Source organism: Ruegeria sp. B1, assembly GCF_056535885.1.
On record NZ_JBQFJA010000002.1, the window covers coordinates 190,673 to 209,149 of the forward strand.

Annotated in this window: 13 protein-coding genes and 3 pseudogenes; 10 read left to right on the top strand and 6 right to left on the bottom strand. The window is 53.4% G+C overall.

Annotated elements, in window-relative coordinates:
- Window positions 1-163: 163 nt before the first annotated feature.
- From ACR3ES_RS23540 to glf, 8 genes and pseudogenes are all read left to right on the top strand, one after another.
- On the top strand, window positions 164-1,054 hold the full coding sequence (locus ACR3ES_RS23540; protein WP_480425895.1) for a LysR family transcriptional regulator: 891 nt from the start codon (window positions 164-166) through the stop codon (window positions 1,052-1,054).
- A gap of 219 nt (window positions 1,055-1,273) precedes the next feature.
- Window positions 1,274-2,089, top strand: a complete 816-nt coding sequence (locus tag ACR3ES_RS23545; protein ID WP_480425897.1) for a hypothetical protein — start codon at window positions 1,274-1,276, stop codon at window positions 2,087-2,089.
- A 392-nt stretch (window positions 2,090-2,481) separates the two neighbouring features.
- A complete protein-coding gene (locus tag ACR3ES_RS23550; protein WP_480425898.1) occupies window positions 2,482-4,221 on the top strand; it encodes a type I secretion system permease/ATPase in 1,740 nt (579 codons plus the stop codon).
- The gene (locus tag ACR3ES_RS23555; protein ID WP_480425899.1) at window positions 4,221-5,537 is read left to right on the top strand and encodes an HlyD family type I secretion periplasmic adaptor subunit; all 1,317 of its coding nucleotides are present in this window, start codon (window positions 4,221-4,223) and stop codon (window positions 5,535-5,537) included. Before ACR3ES_RS23550 ends, ACR3ES_RS23555 begins: the two co-directional genes overlap by 1 nt.
- Before the next feature lie 616 nt (window positions 5,538-6,153).
- Entirely contained in the window at window positions 6,154-6,387 is a 234-nt protein-coding gene (locus ACR3ES_RS23560; protein ID WP_480425901.1) for a hypothetical protein, read from the top strand.
- A 312-nt stretch (window positions 6,388-6,699) separates the two neighbouring features.
- Window positions 6,700-7,494, top strand: coding sequence for a glycosyltransferase family 25 protein (locus ACR3ES_RS23565; RefSeq protein WP_480493703.1), 795 nt, complete (start codon window positions 6,700-6,702; stop codon window positions 7,492-7,494).
- 2 nt (window positions 7,495-7,496) lie between these two features.
- The gene (locus ACR3ES_RS23570; protein ID WP_480425904.1) at window positions 7,497-8,366 is read left to right on the top strand and encodes a hypothetical protein; all 870 of its coding nucleotides are present in this window, start codon (window positions 7,497-7,499) and stop codon (window positions 8,364-8,366) included.
- Between the two features lie 115 nt (window positions 8,367-8,481).
- Window positions 8,482-9,638: pseudogene (gene glf, locus ACR3ES_RS23575) on the top strand (UDP-galactopyranose mutase).
- A gap of 53 nt (window positions 9,639-9,691) precedes the next feature.
- Here glf and ACR3ES_RS23580 read toward each other — a convergent pair.
- Together ACR3ES_RS23580 and ACR3ES_RS23585 are read right to left on the bottom strand one after the other, a co-directional pair.
- Window positions 9,692-9,835, bottom strand: coding sequence for a hypothetical protein (locus ACR3ES_RS23580; protein ID WP_480634791.1), 144 nt, complete (start codon window positions 9,833-9,835; stop codon window positions 9,692-9,694).
- The gene (locus tag ACR3ES_RS23585) at window positions 9,814-10,773 is read right to left on the bottom strand and encodes an IS110 family RNA-guided transposase (protein ID WP_480425908.1); all 960 of its coding nucleotides are present in this window, start codon (window positions 10,771-10,773) and stop codon (window positions 9,814-9,816) included. Before ACR3ES_RS23585 ends, ACR3ES_RS23580 begins: the two co-directional genes overlap by 22 nt.
- A gap of 271 nt (window positions 10,774-11,044) precedes the next feature.
- Here ACR3ES_RS23585 and ACR3ES_RS23590 point away from each other — a divergent pair.
- A pseudogene (locus ACR3ES_RS23590) lies at window positions 11,045-11,285 on the top strand (IS5/IS1182 family transposase); the annotation flags it as partial.
- Window positions 11,286-11,504: 219 nt separating this feature from the next.
- On the opposite strand, the pseudogene ACR3ES_RS23595 reads toward ACR3ES_RS23590, so the two are convergent.
- A pseudogene (locus ACR3ES_RS23595) lies at window positions 11,505-12,622 on the bottom strand (IS3 family transposase).
- 529 nt (window positions 12,623-13,151) lie between these two features.
- On the opposite strand from ACR3ES_RS23595, the gene ltrA reads away from it, so the two are divergent.
- Window positions 13,152-14,450: a group II intron reverse transcriptase/maturase gene (gene ltrA, locus ACR3ES_RS23600; RefSeq protein ID WP_480425909.1), complete on the top strand. Its 1,299-nt coding sequence runs from the start codon at window positions 13,152-13,154 to the stop codon at window positions 14,448-14,450.
- A 251-nt stretch (window positions 14,451-14,701) separates the two neighbouring features.
- Here ltrA and ACR3ES_RS23605 read toward each other — a convergent pair whose 3' ends face one another.
- The 3 genes from ACR3ES_RS23605 to ACR3ES_RS23615 form a co-directional block, all read right to left on the bottom strand.
- Window positions 14,702-16,486 (bottom strand): ABC transporter ATP-binding protein, encoded by a 1,785-nt coding sequence (locus ACR3ES_RS23605; RefSeq protein ID WP_480425911.1) that lies wholly within the window; start codon window positions 16,484-16,486, stop codon window positions 14,702-14,704.
- A 321-nt stretch (window positions 16,487-16,807) separates the two neighbouring features.
- Window positions 16,808-17,098, bottom strand: coding sequence for a hypothetical protein (locus ACR3ES_RS23610; protein WP_480425912.1), 291 nt, complete (start codon window positions 17,096-17,098; stop codon window positions 16,808-16,810).
- Between the two features lie 417 nt (window positions 17,099-17,515).
- Complete coding sequence (locus ACR3ES_RS23615; protein WP_480425914.1) at window positions 17,516-18,223, bottom strand: hypothetical protein; 708 nt, start codon at window positions 18,221-18,223, stop codon at window positions 17,516-17,518.
- Window positions 18,224-18,477: the final 254 nt, after the last annotated feature.

Consider the following 18,477-nt stretch of genomic DNA (forward strand, 5'->3'; position numbering starts at 1 on the left):
CGCGTCACGCTCTGCCCGAGGGAGTCGATAAATCTTCGGACATATTTAGTTCAATAACCAATACCGATGAGCTATCATAATATAGGCTATAACTATCGATAATGTAGCTATCTCTTGTGCGAATGATTCACGGGCATCGCCAAAGAGAGGGCGCACAGAATTCATGGAAATGCATCAAATTCGATATTTTTTGGCACTTGTTAAATATCGAAACTTCACTCACGCGGCGCAAGCTTTAAACGTTTCTCAACCATCTCTCACGACAGCCATCAAGAAGCTGGAGGACAGGTTGGGCGGTAGATTGTTTTTGCGTGATCGTGCCGGATGCAGCTTGACGCCGTTAGGCGCAGTCGTTCTCCCGCACTTGAAAGAAGTGTTGCAGCAGACTCAGCAAGCAGTGGTAGATGCGAAACGTTACGTTCGTCTCGAGGGTTTTCCCATCAGTGTTGGAGTTGGTGAAAGCATCGGACTGATCAGAATAGCAGACGCGGTAACACGGTATCAGGCGCGAGCACCGGAGACTAATTTCGAGATCATAGTCGATAAACAAAATGCGCTTCTAGACGGCCTTCGGGAAGGCCGCTTTGATATCGCCATAACAAATGCTGATGCGGGATCCGAACTTTATCAGGCGGAGCCACTTTACAGCGAAACTTACCGCGTTGTTGTTTCCGCCACACACCCGCTTAGTCAAAGGGAAACCGTGAACCTGGATGTGTTGGCGGGCAACGATGCGCTGGCCAGAGTCGACTGCGATATGCGTGAAATCTTGTTTGGTTTCTGCGCTGACCGCGGAAATACACTGAATTTTACACATCGTTCCAACCGTGTTGATTTGCTCCTGGAGTTAGTGCGATTGGGCAGGGGTTTTTTGATATTACCCGAGACGGCAATCCCACGGAGCAAGGAATTTGTCTCGCTGACCATTGAGGATGCTGAATTTGAGCGTCATGTTGTTGCGCTTCGGTATCTTCACCAACCCGCGCGCCCCGAAATAAGGGGTTTCACTCAAGAACTGGCCAGGCAGAAGCCAGCTCTTGAGAACAGCATGTGATTGCTTTTGGTGATTGCTCGCAGAGCTCAATCGAAGTTGGCCCGCTGGGTTCAATACCTCCGAAGCATAGCTAAAATCTATCGTTAAATAGAAACTGGGAATTGGCACTTTAGCACCATGTCGTGGAGTGTATTCAATACCAAATACTACACGAGGCAGGCAGAGTCATGAAGGAAAGGGTATCAATAAAGGTGGTGAATTTGTCCGCCGAATTAATAAATGGGTGTGAAAAAAATGACCCGCGTTAGAAACTGGGAAGCAGGTTCCCCGCCGGTTTCATTCCCCAAGGGCGAACGGGTTCTGCCTTTATTGCCGACGATTTTAGCTGGCGTATTTGCTGGATTTGTGGTGGCTGGATCAGCGCTATCAGCCGGGTACGGATTGATTGCAGCGATGGTCTGCTACGTTTTTGTTGGTGTTTTAGTTTCGCTTCTTCTGCCCTTGGCTTTCCAAAAGTCTGTCACCCTCAGGGCGGATTCAGATCGTAAGGAATTCGGTCAGCTTTGGTCAAAAGTTGGTGTGAGCGGCGAACTGGACGAATTGGATCAACACTTTCTGAGTGAATTAGAATGGCTTATTCATCGGGGGCAGGGCAATACTAACCTTGGGCTGTATCAAGGGTCTTGGGTTATGCTTGTCGCGGGCGAAACAAAGGAGGCGCGTGACATCCGCAACTTGTTCACGGAGGCAGGTTTTAATGTTAGAGACAGCCGAAGCCTCCAAGACGCTACGCGGATCATTCTTGATGCTCCAGAGTGTTGGGATTTACTCTGCATAGATTTTGACACATTCGACGGTCTGGTGGATCTCGATATTGTTGTTGAGCAGCTGTCTTCATTTCGCGAGGTAGCTTGCAGTGTGCCAGTTATGCTTATGTCTCGTTCCTTCTCGCAAGATGGTTTTCATCTACTTCACAGGCCATCTATCGCCGATGGCTGTTTGCGCGTTCCTGCGGCGGACTCAAGTATTTTGAGGGCGCTGAAAGACACCTGTATAAACAACCTTATTTGGCAATATTGTCGTGATCGAGTTTAGATGCCTAGTCACGTCACGGGGTTTGATGCCTTGATGCTGTGATGTGTTTGGAGTGGGAGAAACACCATAAAGTGCTAGTTTGTTGCCACGGGAGCGCTGCAGATCACTACTCACTAGTCGTTTGAACAGCAAAAAACGTTAGGCAATATTTAGGTTCACTAGCGGGCTGGGCACACTTAAAGTCGAGCGGGGCATTCATAAACCACAAATAGTGCATCCAGAAGATTCTATTTAGTATTCCGTTGAGATAGCGAGCAAAGAAAAATTGCCTTTTGCTATCTACGGCTTTCCATGTCCGTAGTATCTGAAGCAAAGATTCTTCGAAATGCGAACGGGCTAAAAACTAAACCCCTATGATGAACCCTATGATGAAAATGAGACCCACCTGATTCATGAAGCCTGAATCCTTTATTTCCCAACCCGCCCAACACGAGCTACGCAAAGTCCGCAATCAGGGTGTGACCTTTCTGGCTCTGGCGTTTTTGTTCAGCGTTTTTGTGAACCTGCTGATGCTGACGGGTCCGTTGTTTATGTTGCAGGTCTATGACCGTGTGCTGGCCTCGCGCGCGGTCGAGACCCTGACGGCGTTGTTCCTGCTGGTGGCGCTGCTTTATGGGCTGATGGCGATGCTGGACTTCGCGCGCGGGCGGATTGTGGCGCGGTTTGGGGCCCGGTTTCAGTCGCAACTGGACGAGCGGGTCTTTGACGCGACCATGCGCCGGTCGCTGCATCCGCAGGCGCGGTCTGCCCCGGCAACCGCCCTGCGCGATCTGGAATCCATTCAGAATCTCTGTGTGTCGCCGGTGCTGTTGGCCGTTATGGACATCCCCTGGACGCCAGTGTTTCTGGCGGCGATCTTCCTGTTCCATCCGCTGCTCGGCTGGCTGGCGGTTGCTGGTGCTGTTCTGCTGATCGTTATTGCCTTGCTGAACCAGATGCTGACCCACCGCAAAGTGGCGCGGGCTCAGTCCGCCTCGGCGCAGGCCAACGCGTTCTCGGAACATGCCAGACAGGCCGCCGAGGTCGTGCGCGCGCAGGGCATGCAGGGCGACATCTCCCTGCGTTGGCTGCGGCAACGCACGGATGCCCTGCGTCAGACGATTGCGGCCAGCGACTGGACGGGCAGCTTTACCGCCCTGACCAAGTCGCTGCGCCTGTTTCTGCAATCGGCCATGCTGGCGCTGGGGGCATGGCTGGTGCTGCGCAACGAGCTGACACCGGGAGCAATGATCGCCGGATCGATCCTCTTGGGCCGGGCGCTGGCGCCGGTTGAACAAGCGGTCGGGCAGTGGGGCATGATCGAGCGGGCGCGGACGGCCTGGACCTCTCTCAACCGGTTTCTGGATCAGACACCGCCCGAAGCAGCGCGCACCAAGCTCCCCACGCCAGAGGCCCGATTGGAGGCCAAATCCCTGACGGTCATCCCGCCGGGTGCCGGCAGCCCGACCTTGCGCAACGTGTCCTTGCGGCTGGAACCGGGCAAGGCGCTGGGTGTGATCGGTAAAAGCGGGTCCGGCAAAACAACACTGGCCAAAGCGCTTCTGGGCCTGTGGCAGCCGGCGGCCGGAGACATCCGCTTGGGCGGCGCGACCCTCGATCAATACGATCCGACCGATCTGGGCCGTCACATCGGATACCTGCCGCAGCAGGTCACCCTGTTCAACGGATCCGTGGCGGAGAATATCGCGCGCATGTCCGAGGCCCCGGACGCAGAGGCGGTTGTGGCTGCTGCGAAAAAAGCCAACGCACATGAGCTGATCCTGTCGTTGGAAAAAGGCTATGATACGTTTCTGGAAGGCAATGACAGCCAGCTGTCAGGCGGCCAGAAGCAGCGGGTCGCCCTGGCACGCGCGCTCTATGGCGATCCGGTTTTGCTGATCCTGGATGAGCCGAACTCTGCCCTGGATGCCGAGGGCACGGACGCCTTGAACGCCGCCGTACGTGATCTCAAGGCTGCGGGCAAGGCCGCGATCATCATGACGCACCGGCCACAGGCGATCTCGGAATGTGATGATCTGGTGGTGATTGAACGCGGTCAGGTTGCGAAATCCGGTCCGCGAGACGAGGTGCTGGGCGCTATGGTGCAGAACGCCGGTGTGATCAAACGCAAACTCAGCCCGGTGGGGGATTGATGTCAGAAAGCACTCAGGAAAGCCCGCGCCCGGTCTGGCGCATCACCGTGCCTGCCATCGTGGGCTGTATTGCCCTTGTCGTGCTAGTCGGCGGGCTCGGGATCTGGGCCGTGCGGACGCAACTGGCGGGGGCCATCATTGCGCAGGGCGTGATCGAGGTGCAAAGCAACCGGCAGGTGGTCGAGCATCCCGATGGGGGTGTCGTTGGTGAGATTTTTGTGCGCGATGGCGATGAGGTGGACAGCGGCGCTCTGCTCCTGCGCCTAGACGACACGTTCCTGTCGTCGGAAAACACCATCGTGGAATCTCAGCTGTTCGAATTGCTGGCACGTAAGGCCCGGCTGGAAGCCGAGCGGGACGGGTTGACGTCAGACGGTCTGGCGACACGGCTGAGCGACGTTCAAGAGCAGGACAGCATCGATGCCGATCTGATCGCGGGACAACAACGCCTGTTTGAGGCGCGCCTCAACACGCTGGCGCAACAGATCGAACAGTTGGGCAAGCAGCGGGCTCAGATCGAAAGCGAGATTGACGGCACGCAGGCGCAGCTTGTCTCGCTGCGTCGACAGGTGGTGTTGATTCAGGATGAACTGACGGATCAGCAGAGCCTGCTCAGCCGGGGTCTGACACAGGCCAGCCGGGTCTCGGCCCTGCAACGCGAAGAGGCCAGCCTGACCGGGGAAATTGGACGGCTGGAGGCAACCGTGGCCCGCCTGCGCGGGCAGATCGCCGCCACCGAGATTCAGATCCTGGAGCTGACCGCGACCCGGCGCGAAGAGGCGATCACCGCCCTGCGCGACGTGCAGACGCAGGTCTCGGAATTGTCGGAACGCCGCCTGTCCCTGACCGAACGTCTGTCGCGGCTGGACATCCGTGCTCCGGTGGCCGGCACGGTCTATGGCAGTCAGGTTTTTGCCCTGCAGTCGGTCGTTCAGCCGGGCGAACCGATGATGTATGTCGTCCCGCAGGACACGCCGCTGCTGGTTGCCGCCCGGGTGGATGCGATCCACATCGATCAGCTTCACGTCAGCCAACCGGTTGCTCTGCGTTTTCCAGCGTTCAATCAGAGCGAAACACCCGAGATCGATGGCCATGTCGTAACGGTCTCAGCCGATGTCTTTACCGATGAACAATCAGGGTTCAGCTTCTACCGCGCCGAACTGGTGCCGGATGAGGGCCAGATCGAGCGCCTGAACGGACAGGCCCTGCTGCCCGGCATGCCGGTCGAGGCGATGATCAAAACCGATGAACGCACACCGCTGTCCTACCTCGTCAAGCCAATGACCGACTACTTCACTCGGGCGTTCCGGGAATAGGCGGCTACTTGTGGGGCGGTGGTAGTCCGATTTGCGGGTTTTCGGGCTAAGAAACTTGGAATAGATAACCGGACCCAAAACATCAGTGATGAAAACGTCCAAACAAGCTGATGTGTACGATTGGTTTGGACGTGTTTTGTCAAAAAACTCGAACTTAACCGAGTTGCAAGTTGTTAGTTCAACTCTGCCAACAAGCTGAAGGATCAGCTATGTTAGAACCAAGGCAGAAAGCTCAGCTTTTGTTTTAAATTTCATGGGTACTTCGTGCCTCGATAAAGAAAGCCTAGGTTGAAGAATCTGCTGCGAAAGATCACTTTGCACCGCATCTCTCCAATTAGGGCGCAGCGCGGCAAATGTCGGGAAGGTCCTCTCAAGCGATGTCGCGCCGGGCCGAATCCGATTCCAAACCAGTATCACCACCAGCTTGGACAAACATGCTACTGATTAGCATGTGAAGTTAGGCAGGCCCAATAGTTAGTCGAAGCAGCCGTATCGATCTCAGAGCAGCAGGGAGGCCTGCATCTGCGACCTAGTAGATCAGAGGGGTGCATTTCAAGAGTGAGTATATCAGTTGTGCAGCAGGAATTCGATAAGAACGAATGAGCAGTCTATTGTAATGCAGCAGACCTCCACCCAAAAGATCGCCGACATGCTGTCCCGAAAAAGCATGACCTTGATCTGCAAAGTTGAACTCTCTGCTGAAGCGGTCGACGATACATCGCTGATTTTTAGTTACCTGTTGGAAACTTACCTGGATTCGGGCGAGCCTGATTACCTCCAACTTCATCTCAGGTTTTTAAACGCCAAATTTGCTTGGCTCACTATAACTGCGATTTGGGAGGGTTTTTGATCTTACCCGAAATCCGGGAATCACTCAGGACCTGACCAAACACAGGACAGCAAAGGAGCGCTGCGTGTGGTTGCGCTTCGGATCTTACCCAAGAGCGCAATTGGAGGTGGTCCGCTGGACCCAACGTCTCCAAACATAGGCAGGATCTATCGTTAAATAGAAATTGGGAATTGGCACTTTAGCACCATGTCGTAGATTATAATTGATAAGAAATAATACGCGAGGCAGGAGGAGCCATTTGGGGTGTTCCTTGATCTACGCTATTTCTCGTAAAACGTGCAGTTAAACAGGGCGTATTCTGGTATTAGTCGAGTGTTGATCAGAACCTACATCTTAAGTCTACCCAATGATGTGGACCGGCGACGTTTCTGTAACAACGAGCTTTTGCAGCTTGGTGCAGAGTTTGAATTCATTGATGCAATTTCCGGAGATCAGCTTGAAGAAGCCCACCTAGAGGACATGTATGACGCCGATATGAATCGGCTCAAATTTAAGCGGCCGCTTAGCCGCAACGAAATTGCCTGCGCCTTGGGACACCGAAAAATCTGGGAAAAGGTTGCAGATAGCCGAAATGCGGTAAGCTTGGTTCTTGAAGATGACGCAACGTTTATTCAGGATCCCAGAGCGTTCTTAAGCACCTTGGACCAATGTGCTGAGTCTTTCAAAGACGTCATGATCAAACTCGACGGGGTGTGCGGTAAGGATGCTCGGATTTTAAGAAAAATCGCGGATCAAGAATTGATTTTATCTGATCGTTTGCCGCCACGAACCACAGGATACATTATTGGGCACAGTGCCGCAGAACAGCTTTTGGGCACTACTTTTCCGATGGCAAGACCAATTGACATTACCCTGAAGTTTTATTGGGAACACAATGTGCCTATCCTCCTACTTCGCAAAACGATGATAGCAGAGCGTTTGGATTCTATAAGTACAATAGAAGCTTGCCGAAATAAGACAAAATCCGGATCGTGTTTCGGCCGGTTTCTCAGGAACGTGAAATATCAGACCCAATACACCCATGGGCGGTTGCGCCATCCCTTGCGCGGGGAAACTATGGAAAGTCTTGATACTATTTTGCGAGCCAAAAACAAGGTTCTTGTCTGACTATGAAAAAGAACCTTGTGGTGGTTCGCGCCGGACGCGATTCCTTACACTATCGTTGGAAAGAAATAGCGTATGAATACAGGAATTTCGATCTTCTAATCAGTTTTTTTTCGGAAGAGGCTTATGAAGATTTTACTCTGGAAACGGGGATTCAAGCGGTGTTGGTCAAGGGCGGAAAATGGGATGGCTTGTACGAGACGCTCAAGGATCGCGATCTCAACCAGTACGACTATTACTGGCTTCCAGATGATGATTTGGACATTAGTGCGACTGACGTGAGCGAGTTGTTCCAGGCGATGCAATTTCACGGACTGCGTATCGGCCAACCTTCCCTCAGTCCGGATAGCTACTTCACACACTTTGTGTTCAGCCAGTGCCCAGGCTTCGTACTGCGGTACTCGAATTACGTGGAGATTATGGCTCCATGCCTACACAAAGAGATACTTAAAAAGGCCTTGCCTCTGTTTAAGGACACGATGAGCGGATACGGGCTTGATTACATTTGGTGCCGTTGGGCAGAGGCTGGTGCCTTTCGATCTGCAATTCTGGATGGAGTTGTGATGCACCACACCCGCCCAATCGGAAAAAACCTGAAAGTGGCAATGGCCGAAAAAGGAAATCCTACCTCGGAGGAGGAAGAGGCTGTTTTGAAAAACAGGTTCGATATATCGCGCCGGACTGTGCCGTTGGTCTATGCTGCAATTCTGCAAGGCGGGCAGCCAATTTCGGGGCGAGTGCAGGTGGGTTGGCGTATGTGTCGTAACTGGATATCGATTTTGCCGACCTTCCGTAGTGTAAGAGAGGCAAAGGCAGGAATTATTAAGGTAGCTCGTCGGCAATTGAGTAAACCGCTGGATATGAAAACGATTTAGCCGAAGTCTATTGGGCCAGTAATGGCCTCGAAGCGAAACAGTTGACGTGAACGTCAAAGATAGGGGTTGCTAAAGATAGAAACGGCAATGCCCGCCAAAACGATTAGGTGTCTGAATGAAAGTGGGTCGATATTTGATGGTCGGTGCCGGACTGTCTGGAGCCGTAATCGGTCGCCAACTTGCGGAAAATGGGCACGAGATCACAGTCATGGACAGCCGTAACCACGTTGCTGGCAACTGTCACACCGAACGAGATCGCGAAACCGGTGTTATGGTGCATGTCTATGGCCCTCACATCTTTCATACCGACGACAGTGAAGTCTGGCAATACGTCAATCGTTTTTCCAACTTCCTCCCTTACAAGAACCGAGTCAAAATCACTTCTAATGGCCAAGTTTTTTCGCTGCCAGTGAATCTGCACACAATCAACCAGTTCTTCAGAAAAACCATGCGACCAGACGAGGCGCATGCCTTCATCACAAAAAACAGGCGGATACCTCGATCACCAATCCACAAAGTTTTGAAGAGCAAGCAATGCGCTTTATGGGTCGCGACTTATACGAGGCTTTCTTTAAAGGGTATACACTCAAACAGTGGGGTTGTCATCCGTCAGAGCTTCCTGCGTCGATCCTCAAACGCTTGCCCGTACGTTTCAACTATGATGACAATTACTTCTTTCATAAATTCCAAGGAATGCCCGAAAATGGGTACACTGACATGGTCGAGGCTATTCTCGATCACCCATCAATAACCCTAAAACTAAACACAACATTTGATCGTAGTATGGGGGCTGGATATGATCATGTGTTCTATTCCGGTCCTTTGGATGGCTATTTTGGTTACGAGTTGGGGTGGTTGGGCTACCGCACGCTTGATTTCGAGCGATTCACGTATAACGGCGACTATCAGGGCTGCGCCGTGATGAATTATGGCGAGGAATCAGTTCCTTACACCCGCATCACTGAGCACAAACACTTTGCACCCTGGGAAACTCACGACAGCTCGGTTTGCTACCGTGAGTTTTCCCGAGCGGCCGATCTCGACGATATCCCTTATTATCCGATCCGCCAGGTCAAGGAAAAGTCATTGCTCGGGAAGTATGTCGAGTTAGCGGAGCGCACCCAAAATGTTACATTTGTCGGGCGGCTGGGAACATACCGCTATCTAGACATGGACGTCACCATTCGTGAGGGCATCGACACTGGCAAGCAAGTACTTTCGGAAGTTAAAAAAGGTGAAAAACTGAAAGCCTTCTATGTTTCAGTACTTTGAGAGCTTTGTGACGTTCTTTTATGAACTACGAATGCGCGCTGGAAATTGCTGTTTCAGACAGCTAAAGCATCCCGCTCAAAACCTGAATCGGGGGATTCCCTTTTTTGCTGACGGCGTGATTCATCCTGCTCTGAAACCTGATTTTCCGGCCATTTTTGATTAGCAACTGTATGTGTCAGGTCGTCGGAGGGGCCCATTCTTGACGCCTTTTGCACAACGCATTCGCGATGGTGACCAGTTTTCTGGCGATGGCAGTGATGATGACCTTGTGTGGTTTACCGGCCTTGCGGAGGCGATCTGCGAATGCTCTGAGGCTTGGGTTATGATGTGCCGCGACCAAGGCCGCTTGAAACATCACGTGTCGCAGAGCACGGCGACCACCGGCGATCGCGCGTTTCCCGCGGAGTGTTCCACTGTCATGCGCGACCGGGGCCAAACCGGTGAGTGCTGCAGCTTCTTCGCCGGTGATGGTGCCGATCTCCGGCATTTCGGCGATCAGCATTGTACTGGCAACCGGGCCGATCCTTGGGATGGAGCGGAGAACATTTACCGTTTCCGCTAGGTGATCATCGCTCGCGATTGCCCGGGCGATCCTGTCTTCTAGTTGCTTGATCAAGATGTCGAACCGTTGCTTTAACTCGATGTCGATGTCTTCGAACATTGCGGCAGTGCCGAGTTTCTGATGCGCGCGGAATTGGGTCAGCAACCGTTTGCGCATCTCGACCAGCTGGGCTCGTTTTGATGTCAATGCTCTGAGAATGCGTAACTTTTCTGCGGGAAGTCTGCATCCTGCTTCCGGACGAAACGCAAAAAAGCGGGCAATAAGTTCCGCATCGATCCGATCGGTCTTGGCGCGTGTGCCACGGCTTTGCGCAAATGCCTTCACCTGAGCGGGAGGTACCTGACGGGCTGCAACGCCTTCTGTATCCAAAGGCGCCCAGAGTTGCCATTCTTGACCACCAGTTGATTCAAAACAAACGATGGCATCTCTGTCTCGGGCGAGATCCGCCACCGCAGTATGACCTGCGGGATCGTTTGGCACTCTGAAGCCCTGACCGTCGGGCAGACAATGAAGGTCCAGCCAGTCGCGGCTGACATCTATGCCGATGATGCGGCTATGTGATAGATTGTTCATGCTCTCTTCCTTCTGGTGCGCGGTCCTGCAAAGGCCGCAATCAACTGTTCGAGACGATGAAGAGAGGCGGTGCCGACAGGCTAAGGAACGTGGTCGTGCCACAAGGCTCAGACGTCGCGCACCGCCCCGCCATTGGCCCTGGCCGGGGCCGGTGGCGGTGCAGCATAGCAAAGTGGAGATACAGAAGGGTCAGGACCCATTGATTTTCAACGCGCTACGTGATTCACGGCTCGAAAAACGAGCGGTGAACATGTCTGATCTTTTCTGGTTGAGCGACAAGGGCATTTTTGCCCGAATGATGGTGGATCTGGCCACTGATCACGGCGAAGAGAAGACCGTCATGATCGACGCAACCTATCTCAAGGCACACCGCACATCGACCAGCATGGGCGTCAAAAAGGGGGTGTGGACGCCTGATCGGCCGAACAAAAGGTGGTATGAATTCCAAGCTTCACGCCATTTGCGATAGCAAGGGACGTCCCCTGAACTTGTTCGTCACCGCTGGGCAAGTCAGATGGAATGGTTGCCGCCCTCCCTCGACGGCATCGCAATGTGCCGTGCGCCAGGAAAGCCGTGGAAAGGAGAATGACATGAGCTGAAACCTTTCTTAGCAATCCAGCAGGTTCTACTCCTGCCCGGTAAAGGCGCAGCCCGCCAGCCGGAAGCGAGTCTTGCGTGGGCCTCGGCGACGGCGCTCATGAAGCGTAGACAGCGGGTGTCCAGCCCCAATTCTATGGGCCAGTTTTGAGCAAGGTTTCTGGAACGGGCGGTCGCATGTTTAGAGCCTGATGGGGTCTGACACGATTGTACTGTCTAAGCCAGGTATTGATGACGATCTGAGCCTGTTTGGTGGTGTGGAACCATTCTGCGTTGAGGACTTCCCGGCGCAGAGTGCCATTGAAGCGCTCGTTGTATCCATTCTCCCAAGGTGATCCCGGGTAGATTTGGATCGGCTTAATGCCCACCTTTCTTAACCAGGTCTGCAGGGCCGTTGCGATGAACTCCGCGCCGTTGTCGGAACGGATGTGTTCGGGCTTCCCGTGCCGCAATAAGAGTGGGTAGAGCGCATCCAGCACGTCTGCGCTGTTCATCTTCGGCTTGACCGCTACGCAGAGCGCCTCACGGGTATACTCATCCAGCACCGTCAGCATCTTGTAGCTCTGTCCGTTGCTCAGCTTGTCGTGGACAAAGTCAATGCTCCAGATGTGATTGGGATGTTGCGGTCGGAGCCGGATGATCGAGCTGTCCTTGTGGTACAGCCGTTTGCGTTTCTTGTGCCGTTGTGGGAGCTGCAAGCCTTCTTCGCGCCATAGTCGTTCGATCTTTTTATGATTGACTGCCCAGCCTTCGACACGCAGCAGCTCGGCGACCTTGCGGTAGCCGTAGCGCCCATACCGTTTGGCCAATCGGATCATCGCCAGACGTAACGCCTCATCATCCTTTGGCGCTGCGCGGTATTGCAGCGTGCTCCGCGCCAATCCAATCACGCGACAGGTGCGCCGTTCAGAGGTTGCCAGCTTTTGTCGGGTGTGGACCACGGCCTGACGAAGCTGGTCTGCCGTCAGGCCTTTGGCTTTAGATAATCAAGGCTCTCCTTGAGAATGAGTTTGTCCAGTTCAAGCTCAGCCACGATTTTCTTGAGCCGATCATTCTCTTTCTGCAGCGCCTTCAGATTGGCCATCTCAGATCGTCCCATCCCACCAAACCGCTTGCGCCATGTGTAATAGGTCGCATCACTGACACCAGCCGTTCTGCACGCCGTCGCGACATCCGAACCAGATGCCAGGCCCAGCTCAATCTCGCGCAAAAGCCGCAGAATATCTTCGTCCGAATACCGTTTCCGCGCCATCAATCCCGTCTCCAAAACTAAGCCAACTGTGGCACAGTTTTAGGGGGCCAAGACACGGGTGATAAAGCGGTGATGTAAGCCTCGAAATGCGAACTTGATGACGCCTTCGGTGTGGCACACCTGGGGGCAGCACCCAACCTGCCGGTACGGGCGAGGCAATAGGGGTCATCCGGGGTCTTGGACTGCCGCAGAGTCACGGGATGGATTGCCACGGAACCTGGGAGGTCCCGCACTTGCCCGCAGGGGCATAGCCGGAATAGGGAGCGCCGGCTGATCCAAAGGCTCCAGGCCCGTGGGCTGACCTGCAACCCCCGGGAGCGCTGCGGCGAGCACGAACAGGCAGGACCCTGCGGACCCGGCTGGCGAAAACAATAAGCCGAAGGGCATGCGGTGCGGGAAGTCGGAGCGCCCTCATAGTACCGTCGAAAGCGGGGAACCGTGGCCAGCGGAACCCGGTGGAGGGAAGGGGGGCGTCACATGTCAGACCCATTGACGGGAAACATCGGAGGGGACCCTGAGCCCTACAAACGTGTACACGAAACGGCAGTGGATCGCCAAACAGGCGAGAGAGCACCCGGGCCGGGTGCTTACGTCCCTGCACCATCTTATCGACCTTGACTGGATGTTCGAGGCGTGGGCCCTGACGCGCAAGGATGGCGCGGCGGGCATCGACGGACGCACGGCTGCCGACTATGAGCGGGACCTGGAGGTGAACCTTGAAAGCCTTCTGTCGCGGATCAAGTCGGGCAGCTATCGCGCGCCGCCGGTGCGGCGTCACTACATACCGAAAGCAGATGGGTCGAAACGACCTCTGGGCATTCCGACCATTGAAGACAAGGTGGCGCAACGGGCGATCCTGATGCTTCTGGAACCGATCTACGAGCAGGACTTTCTGGACTGTTCGTTCGGCTTTCGGCCGGACCGTTCTGCCCATGATGCTTTGCGCCGATTGTGCGATGGCATCATGGGACAACGGCAGTATTGGGTGATCGACGCGGATATCTCGAAGTACTTCGACAGCATCGATCACAGGCACTTGCGATCCTTCCTCGACCTGCGGATCACAGACGGCGTTATTCGACGTATGATCGACAAATGGCTGAAGGCAGGAGTCCTCGAAGGAGGCTCCCGGCAGCACTCGGTGGCTGGAACCCCGCAAGGGGGTGTGATCAGCCCGCTTCTCGCGAACATCTTCTTGCACCATGTGCTGGACGAATGGTTCGTGGAGGTGGCGCGACCGCGCCTTTCCGGGCGGAGCCAGCTGGTGCGTTACGCTGATGACTTTGTCATAACCCTAGAAGACCCGGTGAGCGGCGAGCGCATGCTTGGCGTTCTGGGCAGACGTCTAGCCAAGTATGGGCTCACGCTCCATGTGGGCAAGACGCATTACGTGGACTTCCGGCCCCATCGATTGAAGGGGCAACAACACCCTGTGACGGGCGCAACAACGTTCAACTTCCTCGGCTTTACCCATGTTTGGGGAAGGTCGCGGAAGGGCAACCGCGTTGTTCGCCAAGTCACGGCCAAGGACCGTTACGCGCAGTCGCTGAAGGCGATTTGGAACTGGTGCAAGACCTACCGGCACCTGCCGCTCAAGCGGCAGCACGAGCACTTGGTTCGGGTGATGCGGGGCCACTATGCCTACTACGGGGTCACGGGAAATGCGAAACGTCTGAACTGGTATCGCTACCAGGTCGGGCGCATCTGGAAGCGATGGCTGGGAAGCCGAAGTCAGAAGGATGCTCTTACCTGGAACCGAATGCAGGGACTACTAAGGAGGTATCCATTGCCGCCAGCCAAGATTGTCCGTCAGTGGCGTAGTCCATGAGCGAAACTGGCCTGTGAGGAGCCGGATGCGGGAAATCCGCACGTCCGGATCTGTGGGGGGCGGGGATCGGTAACGACCCCGTCTACCCGACAAATTAGTGGTGTTACAGCCACAATATGGAGAGGACGGCGACATGAAAGATATTATGATTGGGGTCGATCTGGCAAAGACTGTTTTTCAAGTACACGGAGCTCTGCAGACTGGTGAGGTATTCTAAGATTTAAATAATTAATTACTAATCGCTTTTACAGCTATTCCGCCACTTTCGACGTTAAATCGTGACTTTTGAACTGCCTATCAAAAAGACTACGGAAACTGCAGTTTTTCACAAGCAACTCATCCAAACTTCCTTGTTCTATTATAGCCCCATCCTGCACAACCATGATTTTATCCGCTTCCAAAACTGTTGACAGGCGGTGCGCGATCACAATCACGGTTATGTCTTTTGTCAAAGTACCTAACGCATTTTTAACGAGTGATTCAGATTCTGCGTCAAGCGCACTTGTCGCTTCGTCTAGCAGCAAGATCTCGGCGTTGCGTAAGATGGCACGGGCAATTGCAATGCGCTGTTTTTGCCCGCCGGACAGGAAGGTTCCGTTTTCGCCGACAGGTGTGTTGTATCCTTGAGGCAGTTCGCTGATAAAACCATGTGCATGTGCTGCTTTCGCGGCTTCCTTGACTTTTTCATCTGATGCCTCGGGTTTGGAACAGCGAATATTCTCCATAACTGAGGTCGAAAAAAGGAAAGTCTCTTGCCCGACATATGAGATCTTGCGGCGCAGTGATTGGAAGCTTATTGCTCGCAGATCCTGCCCGTCAATCTTAACGGAGCCATGATCAGGGTCGTAGAATCGCATGATCAGTCCAAATAAAGTCGATTTACCGCCACCTGACTGACCGACGAGCGCGGTTGTTTTACGTGCTTCGAATGTGACGTTCATATCTTCAATTACAGGAATGGCTCCCTGGTATCCGAATGTAACATTGCGCAGGACGATCTCGCCAGGTCCCTCGATCATGTCGTGCGCATCCGGGCTTTCCTGCATGGTTTCTTCTTGATCAAGAAGCGAGAACAGCATTCCAACACCAACCATGCAGGTTTCGATCTGAACGCGCATTCTCGACAAACGTTTGGCTGGTTCGTAAGCCATCAGTAACGCGGTGATAAATGACATCAATTGTCCGGCCGTCGGCTGTTCAGTGCCAGCAATACCCAATGTGCTGACAACCAGTACGCCAGCAACTGCAAGCCCTGCCAGAAACTCCATCAACGGGCTTGCTATAGATTGTAGTCTTGCGATGTCGTTGGAACGCTCTTCCACCTTTCGAATTGCCGTATCCATACGAGTTATCATTCGATCTTCCAGTGAAAACACCTTGATTACTTTGATCCCAGCTGACGTCTCTTGCAGCACCCGGATGATTTCGGCCAGTGATTTGAACTCGGCCTGCATGATCGTCCGCACGCTTCTCAGCAGATACCTGACGCCCAGCAATGCCACTGGGCCAACCACAAAAAACATTACTGAAAGGACGGGTTGCTGGTACACCATTACAATGACAAGACCCACCAGAGTCAGTAAGTCGCGGACAAATCCTGTGACGAGCACATCGATCAATTGTCGTGCCGCTTGGGCACCGTTTGTTGTCCGCATCAAAAGATCAGATGACTCATTGGTGGAAAAAAAGGAAACGCCGTGTCTGAGAAGCTTACGGTAAACGCGATCCTGTTGTTGGGCGACGATGCGGTTTCCGGCTCGCGCCAAATATATGGACTGAATATATGATGCGACAGCTTTGGCGAGAAACAGTCCAACGACACCCAATGCAATCAGCTGAGCCCAGCCACGCATGTCAGGGCTGGTCATGGCGTCGACAATGTACTCCATCATGTACGCGGAGCCCGCAGTCGTAGCTGCTACTGCGATCATTGCAACGATGGCAATGCCGTACAAAGAGCTTTGGGCGTAAAAGCTCTCACCGATGAGGCGGCCCATATGGCCTGACCGCCATTCGTTCCAGGCACGCTTGATCATTGAGTTCTCCAGACTGTCAATCTATGCAAGAGCTCAGGCAGCCTAAGGTGTTTCCAATCCACGGTTCAGTTGAGATGACACTACTAGTTTGCCTTAAAAGACTGCTTTATTTTGATTGTGTTGGCAGACCGAAAATAGTCACAAGTTAATTCACAAAACCGATCGGTTGGTTATACGCTCGGCTGCTGAGGAGAAGGGTGCTATAAGCGAAGCTCATGTTCGAAACTTCACAATTTCTTCCGTAACTTGAAAAAGTACGGACAAGATCGCGGCCATGTGGATCTTATGAGTTGAACACCAAGCCTTACTGTACTTGCTCCGCTATTCATGCATTGCGCCCTGTGTTGGCGCAACAGTTGGCCTATCAGGCGGCGCAACATCATGCAATTTTAGCCAAAGCCGTATTAAGTGCCAATGTTCGGCCGGGGTGGCATTAAGGTGTCGATCATGCAACTCTGCCATTGCAATCTCGAGTCCCCGGAACCAACGAATCTTGAGTTCCAAGCCATGTTGCTTCGCCCAATTCTGGAAAGTCATGCGCCAGACATCGGTACGGTTGCTTTCGAATCCAACCTGCAAATCGTATGGTACTTGAACGGGCCAATCACTCATGTCGTGTCTCCTGTAGATTGCCTTTTGATGCGTTCCGTCGGATCGTTCTGTCGGCCAACTTAGATGTCTGACCATTAACCACCATTCCGGGATTCACCAAGTACCCAAGTGCCTTGGGCAATTTTGTGATGAGCTAGGAAAACGTGCTTGTGGTGCGCGCCTCACTTGCTGCTTTTGGCGGAAGCGGGTAAATAGACATACCCGTTCAAATCAACGGCACGATTGGTACATCACAGGCCGCTAAGGCAGTCATACAAAAGAGTATAATGAGTAGTCGTAACATGGTTTTGCCTTTCAGCTGGGAGGTCGTTGTGTTGCGTCAGTCTTGCCATGGCGGTAGCGCATGATTTCCAACCAAGAAAATCGTCGAGCGCCTGATCATGCTTAAGTCGTTGAAGTGTTCTCCAGCCAATTGACCTAAAAATTGAACGAGGCATCTATGTTGAAGCCTCGGTTTTGGACGAGGTGGCCGAGTTCACTATAGTAGCCCACATCCAAGAAGATGCCCTCAATCGAATGTCTCAGACCCACCTCAACCAAAATTGTATCCTCTTCGACGGAAGCACCGGCTACGGTAAAGACATTGCCGCCGTCAAAGCGCATGATCTTAACCGAGTCCAAACCACCAAGGGCGCGACGCCAGCCGAAGCTGCCGTTGCGCAGGACAGCGTCACGGCCGCGCTCTAAAATCAATCCATACCTGTTCAAATCATAACTTGTTGGAAGTTGCGGTCCCTTAGAAACCTCAAACGCATCGCCGCTTTTCAACCAAAAAAGATTGGTAATGAGATCCAACGCTTTCCCATCAGAACTCAACAATATCTTGCTGTTATGATACTCGAGGTTCCAGAAGCCATCGAAAGTACCGCCACTCCTGTACATAGCTAATTGCTTTACGTTGGGGTGCATCTTCATGTCCGCCTGAGCGGGAGACGGTCCTAGTCCAGGCGCCAGAATAGAACAGATTGCTGCCAGCGCGGTCAATTGCATTGAAGCACCGCGACGGATGCGGATGATCAATTGTAGAGCCGCCCGGGCGGCAACAAATAGATTGAATTCATGGCGACTATTGGCGCTTTTTGATAGCGAACTCGGGCAGACTTTCCTGTTAAAACGCACACGCATATTAGATATTCCCTACACAAAACCCGAAACCGGAAACACCGATCCAACTTGAACTTGAAATGCAACAGTGCAGAAACCGTTGCGCTCATTCCCCATCACTAAATCTCACTACTCAGCTTGGCATCTCCCCCTTTGGGGAGGGGAGGATGAGTGAGTGGCAGGTGGCCGGAAAGAAACATCCTTCCAACGCGCCAGTACCCAAAGCCTAGGACTAGGTCGCTGTATTGGGAAATACCGAGATACTATACATTGAT